This window comes from Streptomyces sp. Je 1-332 (genome assembly GCF_040730185.1).
GTDB lineage: Bacteria > Actinomycetota > Actinomycetes > Streptomycetales > Streptomycetaceae > Streptomyces.
Map to the genome: position 1 here is coordinate 2,853,020 of NZ_CP160402.1, position 13,989 is coordinate 2,867,008.

The window sequence follows — 13,989 nt, forward strand, 5'->3', positions numbered from 1 at the left end:
AGCGTATAGCAAGCGCTTTCTACATGAGAAGAAGCTAGCCTGCCGCACAAGGTTCGGACAAGGGCTTCGGACCAGAGCCGTGACCGGAGGACGCCGAGATGACCGTGACCCTGGCCGACGTGGCGGCCCGCGCCCAGGTCTCCCCCGCTACCGTCTCCCGCGTACTGAACGGCAACTACCCCGTCGCCGCGGCCACCCGGGAGCGTGTCCTGCGGGCCGTGGACGACCTCGACTACGTCCTCAACGGGCCCGCGAGCTCGCTCGCCGCGGCCACGTCCGACCTGGTCGGCATCCTGGTGAACGACATCGCCGACCCCTTCTTCGGGATCATGGCGGGCGCCGTCCAGTCGGAGATCGGCGGTCCCGGCGGACGCGCCGGGGGTGAGCGGATGGCCGTGGTCTGCAACACCGGGGGCTCCCCGGAGCGCGAGCTGACCTATCTGACCCTGCTCCAGCGCCAGCGCGCCGCCGCGGTCGTCCTGACCGGCGGCGCCCTTGAGGACCCCGCGCACGCCGCCGCGATGTCCGCCAAACTGGCACGCCTGGCGGACGCGGGCACCCGCATCGTGCTCTGCGGACGCCCGCCACTGGAGGACTCGGACGCGGCGGTGGCCACGCTCACCTTCGACAACCGCAGCGGCGGACGGCGGCTCACGGAGCATCTGCTGACGCTGGGGCACCGCAGGATCGGGTACGTGGCGGGGCCGATGGAGCGGACGACGACCCGGCACCGGCTCGAAGGCCACCGGGAGGCCATCGAAGCCTTCGGCACCGGCAACCCCGGCAACACCGACGACGACCAGGAAGAGCTGACCGTCCACGGCCCCTACACCCGCCGCTCCGGCTACGAGGCCACGCTCGAACTCCTGCGCCGCGCCCCGGACTTGACCGCCATCGTGGCCGCCAACGACACGGTCGCCCTGGGCGCGTCCGCCGCCCTGCGCGAGCGCGGTCTGCGTATCCCCGACGACATCTCGGTGGCGGGCTTCGACGACCTGCCCTTCTCGATCGACGCCGTCCCCGCCCTGACGACCGTACGCCTGCCGCTGCACGAGGCAGGCGCCCGCGCGGGCCGCCTGGCCACGGGCTCGGAGGAGGCACCGCCCGGCGGCGTGGCGACGATCGGGGCGGAGCTGATGGTGCGGGGGTCCACGGCGCCGCCGTGTCGGTGAGGCCTTGATGTCGTTGACATCGACGGAAGCAGGTGGAGGCGCATATGACAGCCATGGAGGCGCCAAGCGCGTGGGCCGTACTGGACGGTGTGAACCTTCCGCGCGGCTACCGCGTCGAGATCACCGCTGGCAAGATCATCATGATGCCGCGCAGTGAGTATCAGTGGAAGGTTGTCCTCTCGGCTGCCCCACAGATCGCCCAGCAGCTCGCCTCCCACGGCACGGCTCTCTCGGACGTCATGGTCGATTTCCCGTCCAGCCAGTACGGCTACGCGCCCGACCTGGCGATCGTCGCCCCCGGATCCGAGCGCAACAGCCGTGGCCGCTTCGAGTGGCACAGCCTGGAGGCGGTCATCGAGGTCGTCTCGCGGAGCAGCCGGGACAACGACTTCGCCAAGAAGTTCCATCTCTACGCGGAATGCGGCATCCCGGTCTACGTGGTCATCGACCTTGAGGACGGCGTCTGCACCGTCCACCGCGGCCCGACCAGGACCGGGAGCTACGAGGAGGAGACCAAGGTCCCCTTCGGCCAGGACCTCACCCTGCCCCTCCAGGGACGCGACATCACCATCACCACCGGCGGCTTTCCGAAGGCCGGGGAGCTGGGGTGAGCGGAGTTCGGTCCCGGCTGGGCATGGTGGTCATGAGCGGGGCGGCGTACCGTTGACTCAGTCAAAGGTGAGTGCTTTCGATGGCCTCGGAGTGAGCCCATGTCGCATGCCGCGCCCGACACCCCCGTCCGTGACTTCCGCGCCTTCAACCGCTTCTACACGAACCTCATCGGCGCCCTCGACTACAGCCGGCACACCTACGTCCCGTACACCCTCACCGAGTCCCGCGTCCTCTACGAGCTCGCTCACTCGCCGCGCACGGACGCGGCCGACCTGCGGGCCGAACTGACCCTTGATGCCGGGTACTTGAGTCGGCTGCTCGGCAAGTTCGAGAAGGCCGGGCTCGTCGAGCGGGCCCCCTCCGCGCGTGATCCCCGGCGTCAGAGCATCACGCTCACCGCCCGGGGGCGGGAGGCCGCCGCGCTCCTGGACGAGCGGTCGGACGAATCGGTCGGATCCCTGCTCTCGACCGTGGCGCCCGGCGAGCGCACCCGGCTCGCGGCGGCCATGCGCACCGTGCGGCAGATCCTGGAGGACAGCAGGGCGGGCAAGGGCGCCCGGGCCCCGGAGGTGGTTCTGCGGGAGCCCGGACCCGGGGACCTCGGGTGGATCGTGCAGCGCAACGCCGCCCTGTACGCGGCGGAGTACGGGTTCAACATCGACTACGAGGGCCTGGTCGCCCGGATCGTCGCCGACTTCGCGGAGGATCACGATCCTTACCTGGAGCGGGTGTGGATCGCCGAGCTCGACGGGCGGCCCGTGGGGTCCGTGATGTGCGTGCGCGACGAGGCGCCCGGGACCGCCCGGCTGCGGCTCCTGCTCGTCGAGCCGGACGCGCGGGGGTACGGGATCGGGGATCAACTCGTCGGAGCCTGCGTCGAGTTCGCGCGCGGCGTCGGTTACCGCGAGATGGCCCTGTGGACCAACGACATCCTCGGCGCCGCCCGCACCATCTACCAGCGGCACGGCTTCGTCCTCGTCGACGAGAAACCGCACCGCTCGTTCGGCGTGGACCTGCTGGGGCAGGACTGGCAACTGCACCTAGGGTCTGCGTCATGAAACTCGCCTTCTCCACCCTCGGCGTGCCCGGTCTCCCCCTCGCCGACGTGCTGAACCTGGCCACCACGCACGGCTATCAGGGCGTCGAGCTGCGCGCGCACCCCGAGGAGCCGGTCCACCCGGGGATCGGCCTCACCGAACGGGCCGACGTGGCCGCGCAGTTCAAGACCGCGGGCATCGAGGTTCTCGGTATCGCCGGGTACGCGCGCGTGGCGGAGCCCGGCGACGACGAGCCAGTCCTCGACGACATACGCTCCCTGCTCACCCTCGCCCGTGACCTGGGCGCCCCCTTCATCCGCGTCTTCCCCGGCGGCAGCAGCGAACAGAGCGCGGACGAGGCCGACGCGACGGCCGCCCGACGGCTCGGCACGGCAGCCGAGTTCGCCGCGGACTTCGGCATCCGCATCCTCCTGGAGACCCACGACTCGCACCGCACGGGCGCCGCGGCGACCCGCGTGCTCGGCGCGGTGGGCCACCGGCACGCCGGCGCCCTGTGGGACGTGATGCACACCTGGCTCGGCGGTGAGTCCCCCGCGGAGAGCCACGCGGCGCTCTCCCCGTACCTCGGCTACGTACAGGTGAAGGACATCGCGTCGGCCGACGACACGACACCGCTCGGCCTCGGCGAGGGCGTCCTGCCGCTCGCCGAGTGCGTGGACGTGCTGCTCGGCGGGGAGCACCGGGACGGCTGGCTGTGCTGGGAGTACGAGAAGCGGTGGTACGAGGACGCGGCGCCGCTCCCCGAACTCCTGGGCCCGGGGCGGGACTTCCTGTCCCGGCTCCTGAACCGCCCCGCCTGACGCCGTCAGCGGCGGCCACGAGGGCGGCCAGGAGGACAGGCGCGGGCCGCATGCGTCGAGGGTCACCCGCCCCGCCCCTACCATGCAGGACCAGCGCGGATCTCCGCATGATGGGATGAAGCAACGCTTACGGATCGGGCGGCGCGGCCAGGCGTCGCCGACCACTGGGGAGGGCTTCTCGTGCTCGATCTCGCTCGGCTCCGCGCCCTGCACGCCGTCTCCGTGCACGGCACCGTCGGAGCCGCCGCCACCGCGCTCGGCTACACCCCGTCCGCCGTCTCCCAGCAGATAGCCAAGCTGGAGCGCGAGACCCGCACCACCCTCCTCGAGCGGCAGGGCCGAGGTGTGGCGCTCACCGAGGAGGCACGTCATCTCGCGTCCACCGCGCAGGAGTTGATGGCGATCGTGGAGCGCGCGGAGACCGAGCTCGAGGAGCGGCGCGGGCTGCCCGCGGGCCGTCTGACCATCGCCGCGTTCGCCTCGGCCGCGCGTGGCCTGATGCCGGTCACCCTCGCGGATCTCGCCCGGCGGCACCCGGCGCTCGACGCCCGGATGTCGGAGGTCGACCCGCATCTCTCCGTGGATCTCGTGACCAGGGGTGCGGTGGACATGGCGGTCGTGCACGACTGGGACATCGCACCGCTGCCCACGCCTCCGGGCGTCGAACAGGCCGTCATCGGCGACGACTTCTGCGACCTCGTCGTGCCCGCGGGACACCGGCTCGCGGGCCGTGAAGCCGTGCGCCGCGAGGAGCTGAAGGGCGAGCGGTGGATCACGCAGCCGCCGGGGCTCGTCTGCCACGAGTGGCTGGTGCGCACCCTGCGCGAGGCGGGCTGCGAGCCGGACATCGCGCACACCGCGGAGGAGAACCCCACCCTGGTCGCGCTGGTCGCCGCGGGGCTCGGCATCGCGCTCATCCCCCGCCTCGGCCGCGGGGCGATCCCGGACGGCGCGGTCACCGTGCGGCTCGATCCGCTGCCGGTGCGGCGGCTCTACGCGCTGTGGCGGGCCGGGGCGTCGCGGCGCCCCGCGATCGCCGAGACGGTACGGACGCTGCAGGGGCACTGGACCGGCGCGGCGCGCGTGAAGCAGGGCTCCTGACACCGAAGCGGCCACTCCCGCCCCGAGGTGGCCTCCCGAAGCCCGCGGAGCCGCCTCCCGAGCCCCACGGAGCGGCCCCCGAACCCCACGGAGCCGCCTCCCGAACCCCAGGACTCCCCCGCGCACCACTTTCCGGAAAACGCCCCCTATGGGGAACCCGCGCGGAGCAACCACCGTCCAACTGGCGTGCTGCCGGGTGAGTCTCCGCGCGGCGGTGTCGGCATCGCTGCTGGCTGCGAACGCTGACCACCCTCTCTGCCGCCCGCGGCCGGCAGCATGCCGTCACCGGTGCGCCCCCCTTCAACAGCGCCGGTGACGGCCCCCTCTCCTTCGCGTCCTTCGCGGCGACCGGCGACTCCCGCCGCCCGCTCTCTTGACCGGCAGAAATCTTCGGGATATCCGTGACTCTCGGAAAGTTTCCTTCAGCCGGTTTCCCCAGCCCGGCTCCGGCCCGGTTTCCGTCCTCGTAGGGCGTCCCCGAAGGAGCTCACATGTCCCACATGTCCCACCGCAACGCCTCCAGACGTACCCTGCTCACCGCCACGGCCGTCGCGGCGACGGCCCTGGCGGCGCCCTCCGCCGCCCACGCGGCCGGGGACGGTGACCGCGGTCGCGACCGGAAGCTGCGGGAGCTCATCTCCCGCATGAGCCTGGAAGAGAAGGTCGGCCAGCTCTTCGTGATGCATGTGTACGGCCACTCCGCCACCGAGCCCGACCAGGCGGACGTCGACGCCAACCTCAAGGAGCTCGGCGTGCGCACCGCCGCGGAGGCGGTCGCCAAGTACCACCTCGGCGGCATCATCTACTTCGGCTGGGCCCACAACACCCGTGACCCGCACCAGATCGCCGCCCTCTCGAACGGCATCCAGCGCGCCGCCCTCACCCCGCAGGCCCCGCAGGACTCCCCCACCGCCCGCATCCCGCTGCTCATCTCCACCGACCAGGAGCACGGAGCCGTCGCCCGCGTCGGCGTCCCCGCCACGCTCCTGCCTGGCGCGATGGCCCTGGGCGCCGCGGGCTCACGCTCCACCGCACGCAAGGCGGCCCGCATCGCGGGCACCGAACTGCGCGCGCTCGGCATCCGGCAGAACTACGCCCCGGTCGCCGACGTGAACGTCAACCCCGCCAACCCCGTCATCGCCGTACGCTCCTTCGGCTCCGACCCCGAAGCGGTCGCCGAACTGGTCGCCGCGCAGGTCACGGGCTACCAGAGCACGGACATCGCCTCGACGTCCAAGCACTTCCCCGGGCACGGCGACACCAAGGACGACAGCCACTCCAAGCTGCCGTACATCCACCACACCCGTGAGCAGTGGGAAACCCTGGACGCCCCGCCGTTCCGGGCGGCGGTGGCCGCGGGCATCGACTCGATCATGACCGCACACATCGTGGTCCCGGCCCTCGACCCGGCGGAGGACCCGGCCACGCTCTCCCACCCCATCCTCACCGGCATCCTGCGCGAGGAACTCGGCTACGACGGAGTCGTGGTGACGGACTCGCTCGGCATGCAGGGGGTACGCACGAAGTACGGCGACGACCGCGTGCCGGTGCTCGCGCTGAAGGCGGGCGTCGACCAGCTCCTGAACCCGCCGAAGCCGGAGATCGCCTGGAACGCGGTACTCCAGGCCGTGCGGGACGGCGAGTTGACGGAGGCGCGGCTCGACGAATCGATCCTTCGCGTCCTGTGCCTCAAGGCGAAACTCGACCTCTTCTCCGACCCGTACGTCACCTCGCGCGGCGTCGACCGGGCGGTCGGCACGCGCGCGCATCTCGCCGCCGCCGACCGGATCGCGGAGGAGACGACGACACTGCTGCTCAACAAGGACGGGCTGCTTCCGCTGTCCCGGAAGTCGCGTCGCAAGGTGCTCGTCGTGGGCGCGGACCCGGCGTCACCCTCGGGGACGACGGGTCCGCCGACGACCGTCATCGGGCGCGAGCTGACGGACCTCGGCTTCTCGCCGACGGTCCTGCCGACGGGCACGGCACCCTCCGCCGCGAAGATCGCCGAAGCGGTGGCGGCGGCAGCGGGCCAGGACGCGGTGCTCGTGGGCACGTACAACGTGGGGGCGGGGAGCGCGCAGATCGCCCTGGTGGAAGCGTTGGTGGCGACGGGGGTTCCGGTCGTCGCGGTGGCCATCCGCAATCCGTACGACGTGGCGCGGCTCCAGGGCGTGGGCGCTTCGCTCGCCGCGTACTGCTGGACGGACGTCGAACTGCGCGCCGCGGTACGGGTGATCGCGGGGCGCGCCGACCCGCGGGGGCGGCTGCCCGTGCCGGTGCAGCGTGCGGATGATCCGGGGCAGGTGCTGTACCGGGTCGGGCACGGCCTTACGTACTGATCCGTACGCCGCGCCACCCGCGCGCCACCGCCACCTGACGCAAAGCACCCCACGCGCCTGGCGTGCGCCCGCCCCCGCGGGTCACGCTGGGTGCACAAATCGGGGGGTTCGCCATGCTTGTCATGCTTGGCCTGAGGTATGCGGGGTTGCTGCTGGTGGTGTTCGTCGGCGTGAGCGGCTGCCAGCAGTCGCCGGACCCGGGCTCGGAGTCGCCGGACCGGCAGCCTTCCCCGTCGGCGTCGTCCGGATACGGAGCTGTCTTCCTCGCCGTGGAGGAGTGCAGTTCGCGGGGGCGCGAGACGTTCACGGAGGTGCCGTGCACCAGTGAGCGGGCGGCGGCGCGGGTCATCGCCCGCTACGACGGCACGGTCGCGGAGGGTCCGTCATGCCCCGCCCGCACGGACTTCGTCCTGCACATCACCGAGAACCGGCCCGCGGTGGACGAGGACGGCAACGGGGAGGTGCCGCGGGGCTACGCCTGCATGCGGAACCTGGAGCTGCCGCATCCCGGGGATCCCGGGGGTGGGGGTGGGCCTCGGACTGTGGTCGGGGACTGCGTGTACAGCGCGGGGCGGGGGGAGGTGCGGGAGACCGCCTGCGACGGGTCGGGGGCGAAGCCCCCTGAGTACAGGGTGGCTTCGGCGGCGCCGTCACGTGACGCGTGCCCCGCCGCGACGCAGCTGTACGTGTCGCTGGGGGGTGGGGGGCGGGTGGGGTGTGCGGTGCGGGTGTGAGCGGTTCCTTTTCCCCAACCCCGCCCCTTCCCGGCTGTGACATTAGCGGCTCCGCCGCGGAGGGGCTCCGCCCCAGACCCCGGTCCTCAAACGCCGGACGGCTGAAAGATTTCCCCGAGCCGGGGAATTCTCAGCCCGTCCGGCGTTTGAGGACGAACTCGGCGAAGCCGGTGATGACGGCAACCAAGGCCCCCGCGCCAGCGGGTTTTCGGGAAGGGGCGGGGTTGGGGAAAGACTCTGTCCCTACGGCCGCAGGGTCAGATCCTTCTGCTCATCCTTGCGGTCAAGCTTCGCGTCGTAAGGCGCCAGTGGCTTCGCGGAAGCCGAAGTCGAGACCCCGGCCCACGCCTGGATGCGTTCCGTTGCCTTGGCCTTCTCCGCGGGGACGAGGCCCGCCACGTTCGCGCCGTGGTTGGCGCCCGGTGCGGTGAAGACGTGGGAGTCGTGCTTCGCGCCCCTGGCGGGACGGAACGGCTCCGCGCCCCACGGGTCGTTTTCGCCGTAGACGTACATCATCCGCGTCGCGTTGTGCCGCACCCAGCGGTCCACGTCCTTCATGGCACCCGACTGGAACTTCATCGGGATCTCACGCGGCACGAAGTTCCGCGGCGGCTGGTAGCCGTAGCGGCTCAGGTCGCCGAGCCAGGGCTGCTTGATGTCGGGCGAGCCCAGCTGCGTACCGGCCTGGTAGTAGTACGGCGTGTACGGGGTCAGGCCCTGGTCCGTGTAGGAGGTCCAGCCGCCCACCGAGTCCACGTAGTCGAAGATCGCCTGGTCCGAGGCGGACGACGCGTCGGGGACGTCCGCGCACGCCGACTCCGGCTGGTACTGCCAGAAGCCCCACACCAGGTCGAGGACGACGGCCTCGTACGCCTTGTCGAGGTTGCCGACGGTCTTGAAGGTGTAGTCGCCGGCCTCGGCGAACTCCGCGTACTTCTTCTCCAGCGGCTCACGGCGCACGAGCGCCTCGCGCTGCACGGCCTCCAGCGCGGCGCGGCACTCCTTGGTGCCGACCGTCTCGAAGAACTCGTCGTAGCGCGAGTCCTCCTTGTTCACCACGTCGTTCGGGGCGACGTACGCGACGACGCCGTCCATGTCACGCGGGTAGAAGCGCTCGTAGTACGTGGCGGTCATGCCGCCCTTCGAGCCGCCGGTCGCCACCCACTTCTTGTCGTAGACGGGCTTGAGCGCCTTGAAGATGCGGTGCTGGTCGCTCGCGGCCTGCCAGATGTCGAGCTTGGACCAGTCGGCCGGCTCGGGGCGGGACGGCGTGAAGAAGCGGTACTCCATGGAGACCTGGTTGCCGTCGATGATCCGCGTCGGCTCGCTGCGGCTGGGGTTCGTCGAGACCCCGTAGCCGCTGGTGAAGAAGGCCGTGGGGCGGGCGGTGTCCTTGTGCAGGACCGTCAGGCGCTGCTTGAAGGTGCCCTTGGAGGGGTGCCGGTGGTCGATCGGCTGGGTGTAGTTGAGGACGAAGTAGCGGTAGCCGGTGTACGGCTTCTCCTCGATCAGGCTCATGCCCGGTATCGCGAGGAGCCTGTCCTTGATGTCGGTGGCCTGCGGCTTCGCGGCGGTGGCCGCCCCTGCCGCACTCACTGTGCCCGCGGTGCCGATGCCTATCAGCACGACGAGCGACAGCAGCCATCTGAGCGCCTTGCGCATGCACTCTCCCCTAAGTTCGCGATTGCGTCCGCCGGAACTTATCGGAGCAACTCGCTCACCACTAGGGGCTCTTGCGTCATGCCAGGACTCAGTACGTCACAAAGGGGCACACAATGCTCAACGTGTGATCAGCACGGACCTCAGCACAGGATCCAGCCCGAGCTGGTGTTCCCGCCGCCCACGGACCCCTTCACCCACACGCACCGGTGCCCCGCGTGCACCGTCACCGGGCCCGCGTGATGCGTGAAGCGGCCCTTGTCCCTGGCCGGGCGGTTGCCGCGGGCCTGGACGCTGACGGACATCGTCTTGCGGGCGCCGGGCCGCTTGGCGACGGTGACGGCGCAGACATAGCCGCGGCTCTTGTAGATGACGACCTTGCCGGTGCTGAAGGAGAGGGTGCGCACCTTGTGCCCGGCGCAGCGCCCGGCCGACGCCGGTGCCTGCGCCTGCGCCGCACCGGCGCCCGCGACACCGAGCAGGACGGCAGCCGCAAGGGCGACGGCGCCGAGCGCGAGGCTCCGCCGTATTCGACCACTGCTCACCGGTTTCCCTCCCGACACATCCGCATCAGCGTACTGATGTACGGACGCGGACCGTGGGGCGCCTGGTTGCGCCCCACCCCCCATTTGTTCTCCGGGTCAGGCGGCCGTCGGCTCCGTCTCCCCCACGAACGTGCGCCACAGCGTCGCGTACCGCCCGTCGAGCGCGAGCAGCTCCTCGTGCGTGCCGTCCTCCGCGACCCGGCCGTGGTCCATCAGGATCACGCGGTCCGCGCGGGCCGCCGTGGTGAGGCGGTGGGCGACGACCAGGGTGGTGCGCTTGCCCGCGATGCGGTCGGTGGCCTGGTTGACCTGCGCTTCCGTGGCGAGGTCGAGGGCCGCGGTCGCCTCGTCCAGGAGCAGGATGTCGGGGTCGACGAGCTCCGCGCGGGCCAGGGCGATCAGCTGGCGCTGGCCCGCGGAGAGGTTGCGGCCGCGTTCGGAGACCTCGTGGAGGTAGCCGCCGTCCAGCGTGGCGATCATGTCGTGCGCGCCGACCGCGCGGGCCGCGGCCTCCACCTGGGCGTCGGTGGCGTCGGGCCGCCCGTAGGCGATCGCGTCGCGCACCGTGCCCGCGAAGAGGTAGGCCTCCTGCGGGACGACGCCGAGGCGGTGGCGGTAGGAGGTCAGGTCGAGGGACCTCAGGTCCGTGCCGTCCACCGTGACCCGGCCGCCGGTCGGGTCGTAGAACCGGGCGACGAGCTTGACCAGGGTCGACTTGCCTGCGCCGGTCTCGCCGACGAAGGCGACGGTCTGGCCCGCGGGGATGCGCAGGCGTACGTCGCTGAGCGCCTCCTCCGGTTCGTCATCGGTCCCGTACGCGAAGTTCACGTCCTCGAAGGCGATCTCGCCGCGCAGGGACAGGACGTCGAGGGGCTCGTCCGCGGCCTTGGTGGAGGTCGGCTCCCTGAGCAGTTCCTGGATGCGGCCGAGCGAGACGGTGGCCTGCTGGTAGCCGTCGAAGACCTGCGAGAGCTGCTGGACGGGGGCGAAGAACAGGTCGATGTAGAGGAGGTAGGCGACCAGGGCGCCGGTCGTCAGCGTCCCCGCCTCCACCCGGCCCGCGCCGACCATCAGGACCGCCGCCGCGGCGACCGCCGAGAGCAGCTGCACGAACGGGAAGTAGATGGAGATCAGCCACTGCCCACGAATACGGGCACTGCGGTAGTCGTCGCTGGCCTGCGCGAACTTCTTGCCGCCGGAGCGCTCCCGCCGGAAGGCCTGCACGATACGCAGGCCCGCGACGGACTCCTGGAGGTCGGCGTTGACCACCGAGACGCGCTCACGCGCCAGCTCGTACGCCTTGACGCTGGAGCGGCGGAAGAAGACCGTGCCGATGATCAGCGGCGGCAGGGTCGCGAAGACGACGAGCGCGAGCTGCACGTCGATGAAGACGAGCGCGACCATGATGCCGAAGAAGGTGACGACGGAGACGAAGGCGGTGACCAGGCCCGTCTGGAGGAAGGTGGAGAGCGCGTCCACGTCCGTCGTCATCCGGGTCATGATGCGCCCGGTCAACTCGCGCTCGTAGTAGTCGAGTCCGAGCCGCTGGAGCTGCGCGAAGATCTTCAGGCGCAGGGAGTAGAGCACGCGCTCGCCGGTCCGTCCGGTCATCCGCGTCTCGCCGATCTGCGCCACCCACTGGGCGAGCACGGCGAGCAGCGCGAGGCCGGCGGCCACCCACACGGCGCCGAGCGCGAGCTGCGTGACGCCGTCGTCGATGCCGTGCCGGATCAGCACGGGAAGCAGCAGGCCCATGCCCGCGTCGACCGCGACAAGCAGCAGGGCGAGGAGCAGCGGCTTCCCGAATCCGGCGAGGAGACGCCGCAGGCCGTACGAATCCTCCGGGGTGACCGCGCGTGCCTCGTCGACGTGGGGTGTGTCGGTGGCCGGGGGCAACGCGTCGACCTGCGCGAGGAGTTCGGGCGTCGCGGGCATCCCGGACATCGCGGTGTCCTTCGGCTCACGGTCGCCGACCCACAGCTGCGGGGTGATGCCGCGCTCGGCGTCGAACTCCGCGTCGAGCTCGTCGCGTACGGAGGTGTCCTCGGGGATCTCGACCGGGACCGTGCGGCCGGGCGAGACGCCGCCGAGCTCGTCCGGGTCGGTCAACAGGCGCCGGTAGAGCGGGGAGTCGGCCGTCAGTTCCTCGTGTGTGCCGATGGCGGCGAGGCTTCCGCCGTCGAGCACGGCGATGCGGTCGGCGAGGTTCAGGGTGGAGCGGCGGTGGGCGATGAGGAGGGTGGTGCGGCCCGCCATGACGCCGCGCAGGGCTTCGTGGATCTCGTGCTCGACCCGGGCGTCCACCGCTGACGTCGCGTCGTCGAGGACGAGGAGGCGGGGGTCGGTGAGGATGGCGCGGGCGAGGGCGACGCGCTGGCGCTGGCCGCCGGAGAGGGTGAGGCCGTGCTCGCCGACGGTGGTGTCGTAGCCGTCGGGCAGCTCCGCTATGAAGCGGTCGGCCTGGGCGGCGCGGGCCGCGGTCTCGATCTCCTCCTGGGTGGCGTCCGGCTTTCCGTACGCGATGTTGGCGCGGATGGTGTCGGAGAAGAGGAAGGAGTCCTCGGGCACGAGGCCGATCGCGGCCCGCAGCGAGTCGGTGGTCAGCTCGCGCACGTCGTGGCCGCCGACGAGGACGGCGCCGTGCGTCACGTCGTAGAAGCGGGGCAGTAGCAGCGAGACGGTGGACTTGCCGCTGCCGGAGGTGCCGACGACGGCGAGGGTCTCGCCGGGCCGGATCTCGAAGGAGAGGCCGTCGAGGACGGGGCGGCTGTCCTCGTACGCGAAGGAGACGTCGTCGAACTCGACGGTGGCCGGGGCGTCGGCGGGCAGTTCCTTGGTGCCGTCCGTCAGCGTCGGCTCGGTGTCGATGAGCTCAAGGACGCGCTCGGCGCCCGCGCGGGCCTGCTGGCCGACGGTGAGGACCATGGCGAGCATCCGCACGGGTCCGACGAGCTGGGCGAGGTAGCTGGAGAAGGCGACGAACGTGCCGAGCGTGATCTGCCCGCGCACCGCGAGCCAGCCGCCGAGCGCGAGCATCGCGACCTGCCCGAGCGCGGGCACGGCCTGCAGGGCGGGTGTGTACTTGGAGTTGAGGCGGATGGTGCGAAGACGGCCCGCGAAGAGCTTGCGCCCGACCTCCCTGAGCTTCCCGGTCTCCTGGTCCTCCTGGCCGAAGCCCTTCACGACGCGTACGCCGGAGACGGAACCGTCCACGACGCCGGCGACGGCGGCGGCCTGGGCCTGCGCGTACCAGGTGGAGGGGTGCAGGCGGCCCCGGCTGCGCTTGGCGATGAACCAGAGGGCGGGGGCCACGGCGAGTGCCACGAGGGTGAGCGGGATGGAGAGCCACGCCATGATCACGAGGGAGATCACGAAGAGGAGGATGTTGCCGATGGTCATCGGCAGCATGAAGAGCAGGCCCTGGATGAGCTGGAGGTCGCTGGTGGCGCGTCCGACGACCTGACCGGTGGACAGCTCGTCCTGCCGCCGTCCGTCGAGCCTGGTGATCGTCCCGTACATCTCGGTCCGCAGGTCGTGCTGGACGTCGAGGGCGAGACGGCCGCCGTAGTAGCGGCGGATGTAGGTGAAGACGTAGACGAGGACGGCGGCGCCGATGAGGGCGCCGACCCAGGGGCCCATGTCGCGCGTCTTGTCGCCGATGACGTCGTCGATGATCACCTTGGTGATGAGCGGGACGAGCGCCATGACGGCCATGCCGGCCAGCGAGGAGCCGAGCGCGAGCACGACGTCCTTCGGATACCGCCACGCGTACCCGGTCAGCCGTTTCGCCCAGCCGGATTGCTCCGGCCCGGCCTCACCGGCCTTCTCCTGCTCGACCCCACCCCGCTGCTGCGCCACCACGTGCCTCCCGTCGACCTGACCTGCCGAGAGACACAACCCGGGGGGATGCGGATTTCATCCCGCCGCAACAAAGACAGGTCGTTGGACCTAGAACCCCGCCCGCAGGGC

The 13,989-nt window shown here is 71.3% G+C and carries 10 protein-coding genes; 7 read left to right on the plus strand and 3 right to left on the minus strand.

Annotated features, from left to right (window positions below; translation table 11 throughout):
- Positions 1 to 98 precede the first annotated feature (98 nt).
- The 7 genes from ABXJ52_RS13085 (at position 99) to ABXJ52_RS13115 (ending at position 7,816) form a co-directional block, all read left to right on the plus strand.
- Positions 99 to 1,172, plus strand: a complete 1,074-nt coding sequence (locus tag ABXJ52_RS13085; protein WP_367042059.1) for a LacI family DNA-binding transcriptional regulator — start codon at positions 99 to 101, stop codon at positions 1,170 to 1,172.
- 44 nt (positions 1,173 to 1,216) lie between these two features.
- Positions 1,217 to 1,783 (plus strand): Uma2 family endonuclease, encoded by a 567-nt coding sequence (locus tag ABXJ52_RS13090; protein ID WP_367042061.1) that lies wholly within the window; start codon positions 1,217 to 1,219, stop codon positions 1,781 to 1,783.
- 99 nt (positions 1,784 to 1,882) lie between these two features.
- Positions 1,883 to 2,842 carry a bifunctional helix-turn-helix transcriptional regulator/GNAT family N-acetyltransferase gene (locus tag ABXJ52_RS13095; protein ID WP_367042062.1) on the plus strand — a complete coding sequence of 320 codons (960 nt, stop codon included), beginning with the start codon at positions 1,883 to 1,885 and terminating at the stop codon, positions 2,840 to 2,842.
- Entirely contained in the window at positions 2,839 to 3,642 is an 804-nt protein-coding gene (locus tag ABXJ52_RS13100) for a sugar phosphate isomerase/epimerase family protein (RefSeq protein WP_367042064.1), read from the plus strand. The genes ABXJ52_RS13095 and ABXJ52_RS13100 overlap by 4 nt, the downstream gene beginning before the upstream one ends.
- A 180-nt stretch (positions 3,643 to 3,822) precedes the next feature.
- The gene (locus tag ABXJ52_RS13105; RefSeq protein ID WP_367042066.1) at positions 3,823 to 4,743 is read left to right on the plus strand and encodes a LysR family transcriptional regulator; all 921 of its coding nucleotides are present in this window, start codon (positions 3,823 to 3,825) and stop codon (positions 4,741 to 4,743) included.
- Between the two features lie 500 nt (positions 4,744 to 5,243).
- Positions 5,244 to 7,082: a glycoside hydrolase family 3 protein gene (locus ABXJ52_RS13110; protein ID WP_367049022.1), complete on the plus strand. Its 1,839-nt coding sequence runs from the start codon at positions 5,244 to 5,246 to the stop codon at positions 7,080 to 7,082.
- Positions 7,083 to 7,195: 113 nt separating this feature from the next.
- Positions 7,196 to 7,816: a hypothetical protein gene (locus ABXJ52_RS13115; protein ID WP_367042067.1), complete on the plus strand. Its 621-nt coding sequence runs from the start codon at positions 7,196 to 7,198 to the stop codon at positions 7,814 to 7,816.
- A gap of 243 nt (positions 7,817 to 8,059) precedes the next feature.
- On the opposite strand, the gene ABXJ52_RS13120 is transcribed toward ABXJ52_RS13115, so the two are convergent.
- The 3 genes from ABXJ52_RS13120 to ABXJ52_RS13130 form a co-directional block, all read right to left on the minus strand.
- On the minus strand, positions 8,060 to 9,478 hold the full coding sequence (locus ABXJ52_RS13120) for a S28 family serine protease (RefSeq protein WP_367042069.1): 1,419 nt from the start codon (positions 9,476 to 9,478) through the stop codon (positions 8,060 to 8,062).
- Positions 9,479 to 9,618: 140 nt separating this feature from the next.
- A complete protein-coding gene (locus ABXJ52_RS13125) occupies positions 9,619 to 10,020 on the minus strand; it encodes a hypothetical protein (protein WP_367042071.1) in 402 nt (133 codons plus the stop codon).
- A 96-nt stretch (positions 10,021 to 10,116) separates the two neighbouring features.
- Complete coding sequence (locus ABXJ52_RS13130; protein ID WP_367049024.1) at positions 10,117 to 13,800, minus strand: ABC transporter ATP-binding protein; 3,684 nt, start codon at positions 13,798 to 13,800, stop codon at positions 10,117 to 10,119.
- Positions 13,801 to 13,989 lie beyond the last annotated feature (189 nt).